The sequence below is a fragment of the Terriglobales bacterium genome, assembly GCA_035457425.1.
Classification (GTDB): Bacteria; Acidobacteriota; Terriglobia; order Terriglobales; family Acidobacteriaceae; genus JACPNR01.
This window is the reverse complement of the sequence record DATIBR010000125.1, coordinates 1-18,859: the sequence shown is the minus strand read 5'-3', so window position 1 is coordinate 18,859 and position 18,859 is coordinate 1. Positions and strand designations below refer to the sequence as shown.

General features: G+C 68.1%; 16 protein-coding genes, 1 other RNA gene and 1 riboswitch. Of the genes, 10 read left to right on the top strand and 7 right to left on the bottom strand.

Annotated features, from left to right (window positions below; genetic code table 11):
- The coding region (locus VLA96_09565; protein ID HSE49440.1) for a hypothetical protein at positions 1 to 475 on the top strand (475 nt) is incomplete at its 5' end.
- Positions 476 to 695: 220 nt separating this feature from the next.
- Here VLA96_09565 and VLA96_09560 read toward each other — a convergent pair.
- A complete protein-coding gene (locus VLA96_09560; protein HSE49439.1) occupies positions 696 to 1,304 on the bottom strand; it encodes a sigma-70 family RNA polymerase sigma factor in 609 nt (202 codons plus the stop codon).
- A 126-nt stretch (positions 1,305 to 1,430) separates the two neighbouring features.
- Between VLA96_09560 and VLA96_09555 the strand changes: the two genes are divergently transcribed.
- The gene (locus VLA96_09555) at positions 1,431 to 2,135 is read left to right on the top strand and encodes a response regulator transcription factor (GenBank protein HSE49438.1); all 705 of its coding nucleotides are present in this window, start codon (positions 1,431 to 1,433) and stop codon (positions 2,133 to 2,135) included.
- Positions 2,136 to 2,139: 4 nt separating this feature from the next.
- Positions 2,140 to 3,483, top strand: a complete 1,344-nt coding sequence (locus VLA96_09550; GenBank protein ID HSE49437.1) for an ATP-binding protein — start codon at positions 2,140 to 2,142, stop codon at positions 3,481 to 3,483.
- Positions 3,484 to 3,571: 88 nt separating this feature from the next.
- Here the strand turns inward: VLA96_09550 and ssrA are convergent.
- Positions 3,572 to 3,938: a transfer-messenger RNA gene (ssrA, locus tag VLA96_09545) on the bottom strand.
- A 274-nt stretch (positions 3,939 to 4,212) separates the two neighbouring features.
- Between ssrA and bshC the strand changes: the two genes are divergently transcribed.
- The 3 genes from bshC to VLA96_09530 all read left to right on the top strand — a co-directional run bounded on the left by bshC (position 4,213) and on the right by VLA96_09530 (position 6,893).
- Complete coding sequence (gene bshC / locus VLA96_09540; protein HSE49436.1) at positions 4,213 to 5,832, top strand: bacillithiol biosynthesis cysteine-adding enzyme BshC; 1,620 nt, start codon at positions 4,213 to 4,215, stop codon at positions 5,830 to 5,832.
- A 95-nt stretch (positions 5,833 to 5,927) separates the two neighbouring features.
- Positions 5,928 to 6,236, top strand: a complete 309-nt coding sequence (locus VLA96_09535; protein ID HSE49435.1) for a hypothetical protein — start codon at positions 5,928 to 5,930, stop codon at positions 6,234 to 6,236.
- Between the two features lie 3 nt (positions 6,237 to 6,239).
- Positions 6,240 to 6,893, top strand: a complete 654-nt coding sequence (locus VLA96_09530; protein ID HSE49434.1) for a glycerophosphodiester phosphodiesterase — start codon at positions 6,240 to 6,242, stop codon at positions 6,891 to 6,893.
- Here the strand turns inward: VLA96_09530 and VLA96_09525 are convergent.
- Both VLA96_09525 and crcB read right to left on the bottom strand, forming a co-directional pair.
- The gene (locus tag VLA96_09525) at positions 6,867 to 8,468 is read right to left on the bottom strand and encodes a glycerol-3-phosphate dehydrogenase/oxidase (protein HSE49433.1); all 1,602 of its coding nucleotides are present in this window, start codon (positions 8,466 to 8,468) and stop codon (positions 6,867 to 6,869) included. The two genes, VLA96_09530 and VLA96_09525, sit on opposite strands and share 27 nt — an antisense overlap.
- An 82-nt stretch (positions 8,469 to 8,550) precedes the next feature.
- Positions 8,551 to 8,925, bottom strand: a complete 375-nt coding sequence (gene crcB, locus VLA96_09520) for a fluoride efflux transporter CrcB (protein HSE49432.1) — start codon at positions 8,923 to 8,925, stop codon at positions 8,551 to 8,553.
- 17 nt (positions 8,926 to 8,942) lie between these two features.
- A riboswitch (Fluoride riboswitch) is annotated at positions 8,943 to 9,014 on the bottom strand.
- A gap of 244 nt (positions 9,015 to 9,258) precedes the next feature.
- On the opposite strand from crcB, the gene rpsO reads away from it, so the two are divergent.
- The 4 genes from rpsO to VLA96_09500 all read left to right on the top strand — a co-directional run bounded on the left by rpsO (position 9,259) and on the right by VLA96_09500 (position 14,378).
- Positions 9,259 to 9,525, top strand: a complete 267-nt coding sequence (gene rpsO, locus VLA96_09515) for a 30S ribosomal protein S15 (protein HSE49431.1) — start codon at positions 9,259 to 9,261, stop codon at positions 9,523 to 9,525.
- Between the two features lie 170 nt (positions 9,526 to 9,695).
- Positions 9,696 to 12,143 (top strand): polyribonucleotide nucleotidyltransferase, encoded by a 2,448-nt coding sequence (pnp, locus tag VLA96_09510; GenBank protein ID HSE49430.1) that lies wholly within the window; start codon positions 9,696 to 9,698, stop codon positions 12,141 to 12,143.
- Positions 12,144 to 12,202: 59 nt separating this feature from the next.
- Positions 12,203 to 13,093, top strand: a complete 891-nt coding sequence (locus VLA96_09505) for an EamA family transporter (protein HSE49429.1) — start codon at positions 12,203 to 12,205, stop codon at positions 13,091 to 13,093.
- A gap of 88 nt (positions 13,094 to 13,181) precedes the next feature.
- Entirely contained in the window at positions 13,182 to 14,378 is a 1,197-nt protein-coding gene (locus VLA96_09500; GenBank protein HSE49428.1) for a M23 family metallopeptidase, read from the top strand.
- A 5-nt stretch (positions 14,379 to 14,383) separates the two neighbouring features.
- Here the strand turns inward: VLA96_09500 and VLA96_09495 are convergent, their stop codons facing one another.
- From VLA96_09495 to VLA96_09485, 3 genes are all read right to left on the bottom strand, one after another.
- Positions 14,384 to 16,516, bottom strand: coding sequence for a M28 family metallopeptidase (locus VLA96_09495; protein ID HSE49427.1), 2,133 nt, complete (start codon positions 16,514 to 16,516; stop codon positions 14,384 to 14,386).
- A complete protein-coding gene (locus VLA96_09490; GenBank protein HSE49426.1) occupies positions 16,506 to 17,915 on the bottom strand; it encodes an aminotransferase class III-fold pyridoxal phosphate-dependent enzyme in 1,410 nt (469 codons plus the stop codon). Before VLA96_09490 ends, VLA96_09495 begins: the two co-directional genes overlap by 11 nt.
- Before the next feature lie 318 nt (positions 17,916 to 18,233).
- The coding region (locus VLA96_09485) for a hypothetical protein (protein HSE49425.1) at positions 18,234 to 18,859 on the bottom strand (626 nt) is incomplete at its 5' end.

Genomic DNA, 18,859 nt, shown 5'->3' with positions numbered 1-18,859 from the left:
CGGGCTGATCGACCCGCGCGAAGCGGCGGTGCAGCCGAATTACGAGCCGCCGGGGCAGCCGATGATCCCTTCGCGTTGCGCCGGGTCGGGCGAGTGCGGCGCGTGCTTTGCCGACGCCAACGCCAAGCTGGAGAAATCGCGGAAGCTGCTGGAAGACATGTACGTCATCTACAAGCAGACGGAGCTGAAGGCCGGCCGCATCCACGAGCTGGCGAACGCGGCGGCGGGACTGAGCCCGTACGCGCAGCTGGCGTGGACGGCGATCAAGAACAACCCCAAGGAGCCGATGAACGTGGCGCAGCAGAAGTTCTACGACACCTATGACGAGAACCTGGGGAAGTTGCTCACCATGGCCAACGAGGGACTGATCGGGGTGGGCGCGTGCGAGCGCGAGCACTTCAAGGACTACGACTGGTATCCGCGGTACGGGATGGTCTCTTACAACTTCCTCAAGGATCGGTACACGAGGAAGTAGAGCGCGCTAATAAGGATGCTCGCGTCGGCGCTTTAGGCGCCGCTGCGCGACGCGCGCCGGTCGCTCGCCCAGATCCTTCGCTCGGCAAGAGAAGAAGCGCCTCGCTCAGGATGACAATGCGGGTTAACAAAAATGGCCGTCCCGCTTGGCGGGACGGCCGTGCAGCGTTCGGAGGAAGGAAGAGACGAAGTGGCCCGTGAAGCGGGTTACGAATCCTTGCTCACGCCTCCGCGACCAGGTTCGGCAGGTTGGCGGCGACGATGGGGAACGAGCTCCTGCGGATGTGCTTGCGCAGGTGGCGAAGCGCGCGGTTGAGGCGCGCCTTCATGGTAGTGGCCTTCACGCCGGTGCGGTCCACGATCTCGGCCAGCGACATGCCGCGCAGGTAGCGATAGACGACGGCCTGGCGGAGCTGGGGCGAGAGGGTCGCGAGCAGGTCCTGGACGAACTCCGACTGCGCGTGCTCGAGCAGGAAGTCCTCGGGCGAGGGGCCGTCGAAGGGGACCGAGCCGACCTCGTCGGCGATGCCGGGCTGCTCGGCGCTATAGAGGTTGGGGCGCATGCGGCGGCGCGATTCCAACCCGATGTTGATGGCGATGCGCGTGAGCCAGGTGGTGACGCTGGCCTGGCGCGTGAAGCCGTGGCGCGCGCGGAAGGCCCGCAGGAAGACTTCCTGCGTGAGGGCCTGGGCCTCGTCCCAGGAGCCGGTGGTGCGGTAGATGATGACCTGGAGCTGGTAGCGGCAGTGCAGGAAGGCCTGCGTCAATTCCTCCGGCGTCAACGCGCCGGCGGCGGGGTCTGCGGTCGAGTGAATTCTCGTTGCTCCCATGCGGCACATGAGAACATCTAACCAGCCGGTTAGATTTAGAGTTTGGTAGCGATTCGTAGAGTTTGTTGACGCGCCCTTTACGTTTCTTTACACGGGGGCGGCGCGGGCGGGAGGTAGATTCGAGACGTGGAGCGGCTGCTCATCATCGACGACGACGTGGAGCTGTGCGCGCTGGTGCGCGAGTTCCTCGGGCCGGAGGGCTTCGAGCTCGACACGGTGCACGACCCGGAGCAGGGGCTGGCAAGGCTGAAGAGCGGCATCCACGCGCTGCTCATCCTCGACGTGATGCTGCCGGGCATCAACGGCTTCGACGTGCTGCGCAAGATCCGCGCCAACGGGTCGCACATCCCGGTGCTGCTGTTGACGGCGCGCGGCGACGAGGTGGACCGCATCGTCGGGCTGGAGCTGGGCGCCGACGACTATCTCGCGAAGCCGTTTCATCCGCGCGAGCTGGTGGCGCGCATCCGCGCCATCCTGCGGCGGACGCACGAGAAAGAAGAGAAGCCCGAGCGGCAGATGGGGCACCTCCAGGTGGGCGACGTGGAACTCGACCGCGGGACGCGCTCGGTGCGCCGCGGGAAGCGAACGCTGAACCTGACGTCGCTGGAGTTCGACATCCTGCGGTTCCTGCTGGAGAACGCCGGGCGGGTGGTGAGCCGCGACCAGCTCGCCGAAGCGGTGATGGGCAAGACGCTGTCGCCCTTCGACCGCTCCATCGACATGCACATCTCGAAGATCCGGCGGAAGCTGGGCGAGCACCCGGGCAAGCAGCTCATCAAGACGGTGCGCAACGCGGGCTATCTTTTCGTGCTCGCGAGCGAAGGCAGGTAAGCGCGTGCGGCTCTTCTGGAAGATCTTCCTGTCGTTCTGGCTGCTGGTGACGACGCTGGTCATCGTGGTGCTGGTGACGAACTGGAACCGGCGCAGCGACCGCTACGACTACTTCCGGCAGCAGCAGATCGCGCTGGTCGGCAACAGCACCGATTTCGCGGTGGCGGAGTACGAGCGCGACGGCGCGCCGGGGTTGGAGCACGCGCTCAGCCGCATCAACACGCGGATCAACGGCGAACTGTGGATCCTGGACGACAACAACCGGCCCATCCAGGGCGGGGAGCTGCCGAAAGCCATCCAGCCGGCGCTCACCATGGCCGACGACGTGACGGCGAGGGGCGAAGAGCTGCTGGTGCGGCTGCCGTTCGAGCACGAAGGGAAGCGCTACATGGCGCTGGCGCGGCTGCGGATGCGCAAGCCGCCGCCGCTGCCGTTCTTCCGCGACCCGGCGGCGCAGATCCCGCTGGGCGTGCTGCTGTCGAGCATCGTGTGCTTCGTGCTGGCGCGCTGGATCGCGCGCCCGGTCTCGGCGCTGCGGCGCTCGGCGCAGCGCATCTCCGAGGGCGAGCTGGATGCGCGCGTCGACGGGAAGTACGAAGGGCGCGACGAGCTCGGGCAGCTCACGCGTGACTTCAACCTGATGGCGGAGCGGCTGCAGCAGACCCTGGCCAGCCAGCAGCGCATGTTCGCCGACGTCTCACACGAGCTGCGCTCGCCGTTGTCGCGGCTCACGCTGGCGCTCGAGCTGGCGAAGCAGCGCTCCGGCCCGGCGGCGGCGACCGCGCTGGAGCGCATCGAGATCGAGACCGAGCGGCTCAACGAGCTGGTGCAGCAGATCCTGAGGCTGGCGAAGCTCGAGGCCGGAGTCTTCCGCGACCGCTACGAGGTGCTGAGCGTGACCGAGATGCTTGACCAGGTGGCGAAGGACGCCGAGATCGAGGCCACCGCGAAGCAGTGCGCCGTCGTGCTGAAGAACGAGGTGAGCGCGCTGGTGGAAGGCGACGCCGACGTGCTGCGCTCGGCGCTGGAGAACGTGGTGCGCAATGCCATCCAGCACAGCCCGGCGGCGAGCCAGATCGAGCTGGTGCAGCGCAAGGCGGGGAGCTCGAGCGTGGCCATCGAGGTGGCCGACCGCGGGCCGGGCGTGAAGCCGGAAGACCTTGGCCGGATGTTCCAGCCGTTCTACCGCGGGGACCACTCGCGGCAGACGCCGACCGGCGTCGGGCTGGGCTTGGCCATCGCCGAGCGCGCGGTGGTCGCGCACCGCGGGAGTATCCGCGCGGCGAACCGCGAGCAGACGGGATTGAAGGTGGAGATCAGGCTGCCGATGTACGGGATCGAGTCGTAACCCCCAAACAATTCAGCCGCAGATGAACGCAGAGTACGCAGATTTGTACGTCTGCGTTCGTCAGCGTTCTTCTGCGGCCAAAAGATCTTGGTGGAGGCGGTGGGAGTTGAACCCACGTCCGAAAACGAAGTCAGCCAAGAGAACTACATGCGTATTCCGTTCCCGCGGCGCTTGCGCGCCACTCTCGTTCGGCGCGCTCAGAACGGACAAGAAACGCGACGAACCAGCCTGAAAGTCTCGCCCTGCGCGCCCAGGCGTAGCGCGCGGAGCCAGTCCGCTGAATGACGTCCTTCCGCAGCCCGCGGACGAAGCCACGGAGGACGGCTACTTAACTAATTAAGCAGCGTATGCCAGCTGATTGGTGTTGGCAGTTGTTTGTTTTGCCACGATTACGGGTGTGACACCCCGGCATGCCTCTTAGCCGCAGACATTTCCGTCGAAGCCGTGACGCCCCCAACGTGCGGCGCGATGCGCGCCTAGCCTGAAGCACTCAAAGAACCACCGCAGCCGAAGCCGCGGTTACAACATTAGATGATACGCGAAGCGGGAGGATTCAGCGCCGGCGAGTCGCCGGCGCCTACCCACAAGCATTACCGTGGCGCGAGCGGCGAGGGCAGGATGCCCTCGCCCCTGCCGGCCTGGAGGCCAGCGCGCTCCTATAAGGAGGATAAGGCGGATAAGGCGGGCCGAAAAGCTGCATCGCGAGGGAGCGGAGAACATCCAACCAGCGTGCTGCTAGAATCGCCCGCCGAGGTCGTCCTGAGCTTGAAGCCTGAGTGTCTGCCGTTCAGCGCGGTGCCGCACACGACGAAGCTGTTCGCCGACTACGTGGCGAAGGCGGAGACGGTGCGCGCGTTCTATCCGGCAGGGTTCGGGCCGCGAGCGCCCAAGGATTTTCCCGCGGAGCGGCGGCGCGCGGTCGCGGACATCCTGGAAAAACAGAACCGGGCGTGGGGAGCGAGCGCAGCGACGCTCGAGAACATCGCCAGGCTGCGCGAGGGCGCGGCGGCGGTCGTGACCGGGCAGCAGGTCGGGTTGTTCGGCGGGCCGCTGTTCGCGCTCTACAAGGCGCTGACGGCGATCAAGCTGGCGGTGGAGGAATCGAAGGCGGGGCGGCCGGCGGCGCCCATCTTCTGGCTCGCGACCGAGGACCACGACCTCGCCGAGGTGAACCACGCGACGCTGCTGACGGCGGACATGCAGCTCGTCCGGGTACAGACGCCGACGCGCGCGCACGACAACGCGCCGATGAGCGCGGTGAGGCTGGGCGAGGAGATCGCGCCGGTCGTCGCGCAGGCGCTCGAGGCCCTGGGAAGCTCGGAGGCGAGCGAGGCGCTGCGCGAAGCCTACCGGCCGGGCGAGACGCTGGGCTCGGCCTTCGCCAAGCTGTATTCCAAGTTGTTCGCGCACTCGGGCGTGATCCTGCTCGACGCCAGCGATCCCGAACTGCACCGGCTGGCCGCGCCCATCTACCTGGCCGCGCTCGACCGATGTAGCGAGTTGCATGACGCGCTGGCCGCGCGCGACCGCGAGCTGGAAAAGGCGGGCTATCACGCGCAGGTGAAGAACGTGGCGTCGCACACGCTACTGTTCGGCAAGCCCAACGGCGCGCGGCTTCCGCTGCGGCGCTCCAACGGCGCGTTCGTCTTAGGCGATGAAAAGTTGAGCGCAGCGGAGATCCGCGGGCGCGTCGAGAGAAATCCTGAACAATTCAGTCCTAACGTCCTGCTGCGGCCGGTGGTCGAGGACCACCTGCTGCCGACGGCGGCGTACGTGGGCGGGCCGGCGGAGGTGGCGTACTTCGCGCAGGCGGCGGTGGTCTACGAGAAGCTGCTGGGGCGGGTGACGCCGGCGCTCGCGCGCTTTGCCGCGACGGTGGTCGAGCCCAAGGTGGCGAAGCTGGCGGAGAAGCATCGCGTGAAGCCGCAGGAGACGTTCGTGGGAGCGGAGAAGTTCGGCGAGATCCTGGCGGCGCGGAACCTGCCGGCGGAGGTCGAGGCGCGCTTCAACACGGCGCAGGCGGAGCTGGAGAGCGCGATCGCGGAGATGCAGCAGCCGCTGGCGCAGCTCGACCCGACGGTGGCGAAGGCGGCGGAGAAGTCGGCGGCCAAGATGCTGTACCAGTTCCACCGCGTGCGGGCGAAGGCGGCGCGCGCGGAGCTGCGGCGGTCCGAGGAGCTGCGCCGGCACGCGCAGCAGATGATGAACGCGCTCTATCCGCAGGGGCACCTGCAGGAGCGGCAGGTCGCGGGGATCTCGCTGGTGGCGCGACACGGGCCGCAGTTGCTGCTCACGCTGTATGACGCCATCCAGCCGGCGTGCAGCGGGCACCAGGTCGTCTCCCTCTAGTCCACCGTCCACGGTCCACAGGGGCCGGATGCGCCGGCGGGTCGCCGGCGCCTACCGTGGTGGATTGGGCGATTCAGCGGGCGTATCATTCCAGCATGGCGAAGAAGTCGAGTGACATCTTCGAGGTCACGTGTCCGTGCTGCGCGTCGGTGCTGAAGGTGGACGCGGCCACCGAGGCGGTGATCGCGCACACGCCGCCGCCCACCAAGCGCATGTTCGGCGACATGGAAGAGGCGGCGAAGGCGATGCGCGAGAACGAGGGCCGCAAGGAAAGCTTGTTCCGGCAGTCGGTGGAGAACGAGAAGAACAAGGCGCAGCTGCTGGAGAAGAAGTTCCAGGAAGCGGTGAAGCGCGCCAAGGAAACGCCGGACGAGAAGTTCATCCGCGACATCGACCTCGACTAGCCGATGCTCTTGCTGGGGCATCGCGGGGCGCGCAAGTACGCGCGCGAGAACTCCTTCGCCGCCTTCGAGACCGCGCTCGAGCACGGCTGCGACGGCTTCGAGTTCGACGTGCGGCGCACCAGCGATGAGCGCGGCGTGGTGGTGCACGACGCCGACGTCCAGCGCGTCCCGGTGGCGGAGAATTCCTACCTCAACCTGTGCAGCCTGACGAGCGGCGTGATGCCGTGCGTCGAGGACGTGGTGCGCCGCTACGCGGCGCGCGCGTTCCTGGATATCGAGCTCAAGGTGCCGGAGCTGGACGACGCGGTGGCGGAGGCGCTGCGCGAGTCGCCGCCCGAGAAGGGCTACGTGGTGTCGTCGTTCCTGCCGGAGGTGCTGGAGTCGCTGCATCGCACCGACGGGCGGATGAAGCTGGGCTACATCTGCGACGACCGCAAGCGCCTGGCGAAGTGGCGCGAGCTGCCGGTGGAGTGCGTGATCCCGCACTACGGGCTGGTGGACGCCGCGTTCGTGCAGGAGCTGCAGGGCGCGGGCAAGCAGGTGTTCGTGTGGACGGTGAACCGCAAGGAAGAGATGCTGCACATGCGGGAGCTGGGCGTGGACGCGGTCATCTCGGACGACACGCAGCTGCTATGCCGCACGCTGCGGGCGCGATAGCTCCGCAGGCTTCACCAGGAAGGCGGCGCGCTCCTGCTCGAAGCGCTCGCTCTCGAGCGCGATGCGGCGCTGGTCCCAGCCAAGAGCGAATCCGATGTTGCGGGCGGCGGCCTGCGTGCACGCCGGCGACCAGCAGCCGCTGAGCGCGACGGGGACGCGGCGGAGGAGGATGTCGCCCAGGGTGACGGCGCACTCGTAGCGCGCGGCTTCCACGGCTTCGGCGACGATGTGGCCGGAGTGCTCGCAGAGCGGCTGGCGGAGGAAGCCGTCGGTGGCGGCGAGGCGCGCGACGCACAGGGCGCGGCGCCCGTGCCACTCCGCGATGCCGATGGCGGTCGATTCCGGGATGTGCGCGACGGCGGAGACCTGGCGCGCCCACTGGCGCAGCGTGGCGGCGATGCCGTCGGCGGGCGCGGGCGCGATGAGCGCGTGCGGTGGCTCGATGACCTCGGCGCCGAGCTTGCGGACGACCTCGCGCGCGAGCGACGCGGCGGTGGTCAGCTTGCCGCCGATGATGGAGTACAGGCCGCGCGCGCCGTCGTCGGCGTGGTCGCGGATGTGATGGCGGCGCGTCACCGCGGCAGGCTCCGAGCCGGGCGCGTGCGGCAGCGGGCGAATGCCGGCGAAGGAATAAAGGATGTCGGCGGCGCTGACCTGCGCGGCGGGGAAGAGCCGGTTCACCGAATCGAGCAGGTACGAGATCTCCTGGGCGGTCGGCTGCGTGCGCTCGGGGTCGCCGGAGTCCGGCACCTCGGTCGTGCCGCAAAGCAGTTGCCCGTTCCACGGGATGACGAAGATGGGGCGGCCGTCGGGCGCCTCGGTGTAGACCGCCGAGCGAGGGGCGTCCGCGAAGCGCGGTAGCACGATGTGGGAGCCGCGGAGGCCGCCGAGCATGGGCTGCCGGGTGTTCACGCCGGCGGCGGCGGCGAAGCGGTCGGCCCACGGGCCGGTGGCGTTGATGACGTGCGCGGCCTCGACGTAGGTCTCTTCACCGGTGAGGTCGTGGCGGACGGTGAGGCCTTTGACGCGGCGGTCGCGGATGGTGAGGTCGAGCGCGCGGCAGTGGTTGCGGACGATGGCGCCGGCGGCGACGGCTTCGCTCAGCCACTCGGCGACCAGGCGCTCGGGGAACTCGCACTGGGCGTCGTCGTAATCGAAGGTGGCGAGGTCCTCGCGGTCGAGCAGCTGCTCGAGTCCGCTCTCGGACTCGGAAACGCGCGGGCGCCCAAGATTCTTGTAGAGCCAGAGGCCGGTGCGGATGGCGAGCGCGCTGTGTCCGGAGCTGCGCGGCAGGGCGAGCACGAACTTGAGCGGGCGGACCAGGTGCGGGTACTCGCGCAGCATGCGCCCGCGTTCTTTCAGCGACTCGCGGACCAGGCCGAGCTCGCCGTGCTGCAGGTAGCGCAGGCCGCCGTGGATGATGCGAGTCGAGCGGCTGGTCACGCCGCTGGCGAAGTCGTTCTGCTCGACCAGCAGGGTGCGCATCCGGGAGCGGGCGCAGGCGCGCGCGATGGCCACGCCGTTGATGCCGCCTCCGATGATGGCCACGTCGAAGCGCTGGCCGGTCAGCCTCATGGGAGGTTAGATGCAGCAGGAGCACAGGGTTGGCCGAAATCGCATTGCCAATCGCCGATTGCCGATTGCCGAGTGGAGACGTCTAGCCGCCGTTGTGGAAGCGGATGCCGGCGACCAGGGCGAGGAGTGACAGGGCGTTATTGAGGACGACGTTGAGGCCGAGCAGCAGCACCTGGCCGGCGTGGTAGTAGGCCATGGACTCGTAGGCGAAGGCGGAGAAGGTGGTGAAGCCGCCGCAGAAGCCGGTGGCGGCGAGCAGGCGCCAGCGGTCGTGCGCGTGGTCGGAGGACCAGGTAAGGACGTAGCCGACGGCAAAGCAGCCGAAGACATTGACCAGCAGGGTCCCGAAGGGGAAGCCCTGGTGGCGGCTGACCTCCGAGAACAGGTGGGTGACGAGGTAGCGGGCGGCGGCGCCGAGCGCGCCTCCGAGCATGACCAGAGCGATAGCTTGCAGCATGAGCGGACTCCTACGGTGAGGTGGTAGGAGTCATCAGCCCAGCCAGGACGGCCGGACGGTTCAAGGCGAACTCCATCGCCTGCTGCATCATACCCGAGGCTCAGGGAAATGTTGTTTCGCGATAGGGGTTCCTCGACTCGCGCTCGCCGCCGCTCGCGCTTCGCTCGGAATGACAAGCAGATGCAGGTCCCTCGACTCGGACGCGGGGAGATCCGCCGCGTCCTCGCTCGGGATGACGTCCCCTGGGGGGGTCCTTTACACCTTTCGCATCAATCTGTTACATTGATTGGGTCACAAAAAGGCGAAAAAACCAACAGGAGTGCATTCGGTTCAGTGTTAGCGAGAGAGCAAAAGGCAAACGTCATCGGCAAGTTCCGCACGCACGGCACGGACACGGGTAGTCCGGAGGTGCAGATAGCCATCCTCAGCGAGCGGATCGGCGAATTGACGGACCACTTCAAGACCCACAAGAAGGACCACGCTTCCCGGCGCGGTCTATTGATGATGGTGAGCAAGCGGCGTCGCCTGCTCGACTACCTCAAGAAGTACGACACCGACCGTTACCAAGCCGTCATTCAGAAGCTCGGCATCCGTAAGTAAGCCCAGCCCCTGATAGCAGCCCGACGCGGGGAGACGTGTTTCTCCGCCGCCCGTAACGTGACGAGGTCGTCATGCTCTGGCAATTCTCGCGATCCCTTCTGTGACACCGGCGCGCCTGTGTGCGCGACCCGGCCCGGATGCGCGGACTCCTGCATAGCGAAAGGAACATCATGAAGCAGACAGCGGCGGTAGAGTTAGCCGGCGGCAAATCCCTGACATTCGAGACCGGACACCTGGCCAAGCAGGCGCACGGGTCGTGCGTGGCGCGCGCGGGCGACAACGTGGTGCTGGGCACCGCGTGCGCCAATCCGGAGGCGCGCGAGGGCATCGACTTCTTCCCGCTCACGGTCGACTACCGCGAGTACACCTACGCCGGCGGGCGTTTCCCGGGCGGCTTCATCAAGCGCGAGGGGCGTCCCACGGACAAGGAAGTGCTGACCAGCCGGCAGATCGACCGGCCCATCCGGCCGCTGTTCCCGGAAGGTTTCCAGTGCGAGACGCAGGTCATCGCGTTCGTGCTCTCGGCCGACGCGGAGAACGACCCCGACGTGCTGGCGATCAACGCGGCGTCGGCGGCGCTGGCCATCAGCGACATCCCGTTCCTCGGACCCATCGGCGCGGTGCGCGTGGGCGTGATCGAGGGCCGCATGGTCATCAACCCGACGTACGCGGAGCAGCGCGACAGCCTGCTGAACATCATGGTGGTGGGCACCGAGAACGGCATCGTGATGATCGAGTCGGGCGCCAAGGGCGTGAGCGAGGAGACGGTGGTGGAAGCCATCGACTTCGCCCACACCGAGATCAAGAAGATCTGCGCGGTGATCAAGGAGCTGGCCGCGAAGGTCGGCAACCAGAAGCGCGAAGTCACGCCGCCGGAGTGGGACGAGAACTACTACAACGAGCTGAAGGCGAAGCTCGGCGCGCAGCTCACCGACGCGCTCAACACCGAGAAGTACCAGAAGGCCGAGAGCTACGCCAAGGTCAAGGAGATCAAGGCGCAGTTCAAGGAGCAGATCCCGGAAGACGACGACGAAGCGCGCGCGCGGTTCTCGCGCTACTTCGAGGCGCTGCGCGAGCGCATCTTCCGCGAGCAGGTGATCGAGCAGCGGCGCCGGCCGGACGGGCGCGCGTTCGACCAGATCCGCAACATCAGCTGCGAGGTCGCGGTGCTGCCGCGCACGCACGGCTCCGCCATCTTCACCCGCGGCGAGACGCAGGCGCTGGTGACGACGACGCTGGGCACGGGCGAGGATACGCAGCGGATGGAGGGCTTCGAGGGCGAGAGAGAGAAGCGCTTCATGCTGCACTACAACTTCCCGCCGTTCTCGGTGGGCGAAGTGAAGTTCCTGCGGGGCGCGGGGCGGCGCGAGATCGGGCACGGCGCGCTGGCAGAGCGCGCGCTGACCGCGGTGCTGCCGACCGAGGAAGCGTGGCCGTACACCACGCGCGTGGTGTCGGACATCCTGGAGTCGAACGGCTCGTCGTCGATGGCCTCGGTATGCGGCGCGACGATGGCGATGCTCGACGCGGGCGTGCCGCTCACCGCTCCGGTGGCCGGCATGGCGATGGGCCTGGTGAAGGAGGGCGAGAAGTACTCCATCCTCTCCGACATCGCGGGCGCCGAAGACCACTACGGCGACATGGACTTCAAGGTCGCGGGCACGCGCGACGGGATCACCGCGCTGCAGATGGACATCAAGGTCGCGGGCATCACGTCGGCCATCATGCGCGAGGCGCTGGAGCAGGCGCGGCGCGGGCGGCTGCACATCCTGGAGAAGATGAACGAGGCGATCTCGGCGCCGAAGCAGATCTCGCAGTACGCGCCCCGCTTCTACACGGTGACGATCCCGGTGGACAAGATCCGCGAGCTCATCGGACCGGGCGGCAAGGTGGTGCGCGGCATCACCGAAGCGACCGGCGTGAAGATCGACATCGAGGATTCCGGCCTGGTGAAGGTGGCGTCGAGCGACGAGGCGAGCGCGCAGCGCGCGCTGCAGATGATCGGCGACATCACCGCGACGGCGGAGGTGGGCAAGACCTACCTCGGCAAGGTCGTGCGCCTGGCGGAGTTCGGCGCCTTCGTGGAGATCTTCCCGGGCACCGACGGCCTGCTGCACATCTCGGAGGTCGCGGAGCATCGCATCGGCGACATCCGCGATGAGCTGAAGGAAGGCGACCAGATCCTGGTGAAGGTGCTCTCGGTCGAAGGCAATCGCATCCGGCTGTCGCGCAAGGCGGTGCTCAAAGAGCAGCGCGCGAAGATGGGCGGGGGCGAAGGCGGCGACGGCGGCGAAGGCGGCGGCGAGTCGCACGGCGGCGGCGGACGCCACGGCGGACGCGAGCAGGAGATGCAGCCGCGCGGCGGGTCGATGACCATCGAGGGCGGCGGGAACTTCGAAGACGCCGAGGACAACGAGCCGAACTTCAACCGCGAAGGCGTGCCGCATCATGCGGCGCCGGGCGGCGGCGGGCGTCCGGGCGGAGGCTTCGGCGGCGACCGCGGAGGTCGCGGCGGCCGGGGCGGCCGGGGACGCGGACGCGGTGGACGCGGACGCGGTCCGGGCGGCGGCGGCGGTGGCCGCGGCGGCTTCGGCGGCGGCGATCGCGGCAACCGGTAACTGAATCGTGGCACAGAGCCGCGGCATCCAAGCCGCGGCTCTTCTTTTGCCTGAACGAGATGGCGGAGACAGCTCAAGCAGAACACGAACTCGGGCTGCGGCATTGGCTGGGCTTTGCGCTGCTGTGTGCGACGTGGAGCACCACGTGGATGGCGATCCGCGTCCTGGTGCGCGAGGTGCCGCCGTTCCGCGCGGCGGCGCTGCGCTTTGCGATCGCGGCGGCGGTGCTGCTGGTGGTCGCCGTCGTCCGCAAGAGCCGGTGGCCGCAGAGCGCGGACGAGTGGCGGACGGTCGTCGTCCTCGGCGTCACGATGATGACCATCCCGTTCGGCACGGTGTTCTGGGCGGAGCAGTACATCACGTCGGGGATGACGGCGGTGCTCTCGGCGACGACGCCGCTGGCCATCGCGCTGCTCACCCCCGTGATGCTGCACCAGAAGGTGCCGCGGCGGGCGGTGATCGCGCTGGTGGTCGGCTTCGCCGGGATCGCCGTGCTGTTCTGGAGCGGGGTCGGGTTCGAAGGGCGCGCGCTGGTGGGCGGCGTGATGGTGCTGGTGAGCGCCTTCGCGACGGCGTGGTCGGCGAACTACGCCAAGCGGCACGCGCAGGGCATCAGCCCGGTGGTGAACACCGGGGTGCAGCTCGCGTTGGGCACGGTGCTGCTGGGCGCGCTGAGCCTGATGGTCGAGCGCGGGCAGCCCTCGCACTGGAGCGGGAAGGCGGTCGGCGCGCTGTTCTTCCTGGCGGTGATGGGGTCGTCGGTGGCGTTCGCGGTGTACTACTGGCTGCTGAAGCGGATGCGTCCGTACCAGGCGGGGTCGACGGCGTTCCTCGTGCCCATCGGCGCGATGGTCGAGGGTGCGGTGCTGCTGGGCGAGCCGGTCACGGCGGTGATGGTGGTGGCGACGCTGGTCGTGGTGGGCGCGGTCGCGGCGGTGCTGCGCAGCTAGGTGGCTTGACATTCCGCGGTGCGGGATTTTTCATAGGTCCCCCCGAGATCCTGAACAAACTGAAAGCGAGAACGGCACGATGGTGAGGATGAAAGCATTCCTGGTGGCGTTGGTGTGCGCGAGCGCGATGGCGCAGCAGCCGATGGATTTTGCCGGAGCGCACGACCAGTTCACGCCGGTGGTGATGCAGGCGACCGTGCGGCCGGTGCCGTTCGCGGGGAGCGACGGCATGACGCACCTCGACTACGAGCTGCAGCTCATCAACGCGCAGAAGGATGCCGTGGGCGTGGAGGCCATCGAGGTGCTCGACGCCGACAGCGGGAAGGTCTTGCTGAAGCTCGCCGGCGACGACGTGAAGAAGTGGTTCACGCTGCTCGACAAGGCGCCGGCGACGAAGATCGGCGCCGGGCAGGTGGGCTACGCATGGCTCGACGTGAAGTTCTCGGGCGCGGCGCCCAGGCGGCTGAAGCATCGGCTGACCGTCACCGCAAAGGAGAAGGCGCTCAAGAACTCCGCGATGGCGGCCTCCCGCGAGCAGGAGACATTCCCGATCGAGGGCGGCGAGGTGGCGGTCGCGAGCCAGGCGGCGCTGGTGCTGGGTCCGCCGCTCCAGGGGACGGGCTGGGTGGCGATGAGCGCGTGCTGCACCAACGACGGGCATCGCCGCGCGATGATCCCGATCAACGGCACGCTCTACGTGGCGCAGCGCTTCGCCATCGACTGGATCAAGCTGGGCGACGACGGCCGGCTGGTCAGGCAGGGCGGCAAGATCGACGTGAACCACGACTATCCGACCTACGCGACGAACGCGATCGCGGTGGCGGACGCGACCGTTGTGTCGGTGCTCGACGGCTTGCCGGAGCGCACTGCCGGCACGCTGCCGCAGGATACGACGCTGCAGAACGTCACCGGCAACCACGTCATCCTGGACCTCGGCGGGAGCCGCTACGGCTTCTACGCACACCTGCAACCGGGCACACTGCGCGTGAAGAAGGGCGACCGCGTGAAGAAAGGCCAGGTGCTGGCGCTGGTGGGGAACTCCGGCAACACGACCGGGCCGCACCTGCACTTCCACGTGATGGACGGCCTGACCGCGCTGGGCGCGCAGGGGCTACCGTACGTGATCGACAGCTTCGCGGTGCAGGGGATGGTGCGCGACATCCCGGACGACGAAGGGCCGTCGGCGTTCACCGAGCCGCTGCCCGTCAGCCCGACGCCGCCGCGCGAGCGGCGCATGCAGTATCCGCTGGAGAATACGGTGGTGGATTTTCCCGGCGGCAGGTAGTCGAGTCATTTGCCGGCCGGTTCGCGAAGCATCTTCGTGGCCTCGCGGACGGTCGCCGTATTTTTCTGGATGGCGGCGTCGAGGATGGCGAGCTGCTCCTGCGCGCGCTTCCAGTCCTTCGCTTCCACCGCTTCGGTCACTCCCGGCAATTCGAGGTGCGCGTAGGTGAAGCGCGCGGCGTAAAGCGTGTGCTTGAACCACGGGCGGTCCGGAATGCCGTCGGGGTCGAGCCAGTTGGATTCCACCTGCATCATCGTGCGGTTGACGGCGGAAGAGTTCGCCGCCTTGCTTTGCGCGAGCGCGCCAGCCAGGGCGCGGTTGAGCTCGTCGCCGGCGGCTTCCATCTCGCCGGCATGCTGCAGCGCGGCCTTGAAGTCGACGCGCTTGCGCGCCTCGGGGTCGCGCGCGAGCACTTCGAGCCAGGAGTGGACGTCGCGCGCGTAGGCGAGGAAGTCGTGCGGCAGCAGCTCGGCGTTGGCGAGGCGCAGCGCGAGCACGCCCCAGAGCTGGGACATCAGCGCGTGGTAGCGGTAGCCGGGGTCGCCGATCTTGTCCATCCAGTAGAAGTCGTCGTACATCGAGTGGTAGACGCCGTAGGGGCCGTCGAACTGCAGCAGCAGCGTGGGCCGGCCAAGATGGTTGAGGAAGACGGTGTGGTCGGAGCCGGAGCCGATCTTCGTGTTCACCAGGTCGGCGTCGGTGACCTTCTTCTTCTGGCCGCGCTGCCGGCGGCGCCTCCACGCTTCGTAGAGCGATTTTCCGGTGGCGGGATCGTCGAGCGTCTTCGAAGCCTCGACCAGCATGGTCGCGAGCGAGCCGGAGGCGCCGGGCTCGAAGTCCGGGCCTGAGGTCGAAGAGTCGACGTTGAGATACGCGACGAGCTTCTGCTGCAGCTCGCCGGAAAACTGCTCGCCCCACTCGGTGGAGCCGGTGAGGCCGACCTCCTCGCCGTCCCAACTGCAGACGATGATGGTGCGACGCGGGCGCTTGCCCTCGCGCAGCAGCGTGCCGAGCGCACGCGTCATCTCCATCATCGAAGCGGTGCCGCTCGAGGGGTCGACGCCGCCGAACTCCCAGGCGTCGCGATGATTGCCGAGCAGCACCCACTCGTCGGGCAGCTCGGAGCCGCGGATGCGCGCCTCGACCACGTAGTTCGGCATGGGGCGCGTGTCCATCTGGATCTTCACGTGGACCTTGCCCACGCCGCCGAGGCGATAGGTGATGGGCAGCCCGCCTTGCCACGACTTCGGCGCGCGCGGTCCACCCATGTGCTGGAGCAGCGGCTTGGCGTCGTGCCACGAGATGGGCAGCATCATGATGTTGGGCAGCGACTTCGCTTCCGACATCGGGATGCGCTTGGCGCCTTCGGTCGAGGCCCAGCCGGGCGTGAGCGGGTCGCCGGCGACGATGAAGTCGTAGGTGATGGCGCCGCGCTGGAAGTGGTACTCCGGTCCCCAGGGGCCGTCGGGGAAGACTTTGCCCTTCTGGTAGCCGTCTTCCTGCGGGTCGGAGTAGATGAGCACGGCGGCGGCGCCCTCGCGCTGCGCGGTCAGCGCCTTGAACCCGCGATAGCTGTAGGGATTCGAGTAGCGGACGAGCACGACCTTGCCCTTCACGCTGATGCCGCGCTTGCGCAGCAGGTCGTAGTCCTCGGGATTGCCGCTGTGGGCGTAGACGATGGGCGCGGTCACCTCGCCCGAGGCGGACATGCTGGTGTAGGCGCCGAGCACGTTGGGATTCTTCGTGTCGGGGTCGACGTCGATGGGCTGCTCGCGCAGCAGCGCCTTGTATGCGACGGGCGCGACCATCTCGAGCGCGACTTCCTTCGGGAACGAGGTGAGGACGTCGTAGCGGTGGAGCTTGATGTCCTCGAGGCCCTGCTCCTTCCACTGGTCGGCGATCCAGCGCGCGAGCTCGTTGTTGCGCTCGGAGCCTGCGGGGTGCGGCTCGGCGGTGAAGTAGCGGTGGAACTTGCGCGCTTCGTCGCGCGAGATCATGCCTTTGTACTGCTGCTCGAGCGCGGACTGCGAGGTGGCCGCGGCGGGCGAGAAGCCCATGATCTTTGCTTCGGGCGCGGGCTGCTGGCTGTGGAGCGTGGCGGCAGTGAGCAGGAGAAAGACAGCGAGGCTATTTCGCACGCGTGGCTCCGGATGCGGCTTCGGTGATGGACTCCGCAAGTTGGGTGACTGCCGTTGTAATCTCTTCCGGCGTGATGACGGCGGGCGGCGCGAGCAGCAGGTGGTCGCCGGCGTAGCCGTCGACGCATCCCTGCATCGGGTAGACGAGCAGGCCGCGCCGGATGGCCGCCTCGGCGACGCGCTGCGAGAAGCCGAGCGCGGCGTCGAAAGGCCTCTTCGTGTCTTTGTCGGCGACGAACTCCACGCCCCAGAGCAGGCCGAGTCCGCGAACGTCGCCGACGGAATCGAGCGAGCGCAAGCGCTTGAGCTCGGTCGCCATCGCGGAACCGGCCTGGCCGCCGGAGTCGGCGCGCGCGACCAGTTTCTCTTTCACGATCTTGCGCAGCACCGCGTGGCCGGCGGCGGTGGCGATGGGGTGCGCGTTGTAGGTCAGCCCGTGGACGAACGCGCCGGAGCCCGCGGCGATCGCGGTCACGACTTTCCGGCTGGCGATCACGGCGCCGAGCGGCGCGTATCCGCTGGCCACGCCTTTCGCGGTCACGAGGATGTCCGGCTGGGCTTCAGAATGAACCCCGGGCCAGTGGTCGACGGCGAAGTTGCGGCCGGTGCGGCCCATGCCGGTCATCACCTCGTCGGCGATGGTGAGCACGCCGTGCCGGGCGCAGGTGCGCGCGACCTCCGGCAGGTAATCCGCCGGCGGGACGGCGGCGCCGAGCGTCGCGCCGCTGACGGGTTCGAACAGGAACGCGGCGGTCTCGCGGCCGTGCGTGCTGAGCAGGTCCGCGAGCTCGCCGGCGTAACGCGCGCCGCAGGATTCGCGTCCTGCTTCGAGACGTGACCCGCAGTCGTAGTGGCAGCGATAGCAGTAGGGGATGGAGACCTTGGCGGAATCCGCGACCAGCGGCAGGTAGAGCTCGCGGCGGCGCGCGTTGCCGGAGACGCCGACCGCGCCCAGCGTGGCGCCGTGATACGACTGGTTGCGGCTGGCGAACTTGTTGCGTTGCTTCTGGCCGATCTCGACCTGGTACTGGCGCGCGAGCTTGAGCGCGGTCTCGATGGCCTCCGAGCCCGAGCTGGTGAAGTAAACGCAGCCGCCCTTGAAGCCCTCACCCGCGAACGCGAGCAGCTCTTGCGCGAACTCTTCCGCGACCGGCGTGGCGAACTGGCTGGTGTGGGCGAACTCGAGCGTGCGCGCCTGTTCGGCGAGGGCGTCGGCGATCTCGCGCACGCCGTGCCCGACGAAGTTGACGGCGGCGGAGCCGGAGAAGTCGAGGTAGCGCTTGCCGGCGGCGTCGTAGAGCCAGACGCCCTCGCCGCGCACCGCCTGCGGATACGGCCGGCGGAACGAGCGCGGGAAGGCCGACGACCACGAGACGGCGACCGGCTGGCTGGGAGGCATGAGGAGGGAATTATCGAGGGCAACATCGGGGTGAGTCAAAGGCGGGTGATAGCGGTCACCGACTTTGCCGGCGCAAACGCTAGACTGCGCCATATCAGTCATTCATGCGACCGCACCAGCGCCGTACGACCCGAAATATGTTCTTGGGTAGTGTCGTCCCTACGGGACTCGGGAATTCTCTATTCGCAGACCCAGCGCTGAAGCGCTGGGCTATGACCTGACGCGCCTACGGCGCGGAGCGTAGCTAATCCCGAACAATTAGAAAGCAGCGGTACGAGGAAGAAGGGCGGCGCGTCGCCAACCTCCCAACGTCCTTGCTTAGTTGACGGCCGCGGGGAGCTTACGCGGCAGCATCTCGCCGATGCGGCGCATCTGGGCGCCGACGCCCTTCAGCTTCTCCTCGATGCGCTCGTAGCCGCGGTCGATGTGGTAGACGCGGTCGATGATGGTCTCGCCATCGGCGACCAGCGCGGCCAGCACCAGCGACGCGGAGGCGCGCAGGTCGCTCGCCAGCACCGCGGCGGCGGAGAGCGGCGTCTTGCCGCGGACGACGGCCCGCCGCCCTTCGATCCGGACGTTCGCGCCCATGCGCACCATCTCCTGCGCGTGCATGAAGCGGTTCTCGAAGATGTTCTCGGTCACGATCGACGTGCCGTCGGCCTGGGTCGCCAGCGCCATGAATTGGGCCTGCATGTCGGTGGGGAAGCCGGGGAACTCCTCGGTGGAGACGTCGGCGGCCTTGAGCGGGTCGTCGCCCAGCACGCGGACGGAGTCGCCGTTCTCCTTCACCTTCACGCCGCACTCGGCGAGCTTCTGCGTGATGGCGCCGAGGTGGCGCGGGTCGCAGCCCGAGACGATGAGGTCGCCGCCGGTGATGGCCGCGGCGATGAGGAACGTGCCCGCCTCGATGCGGTCGGGGATGATGCGATGCTTGGCGCCACGCA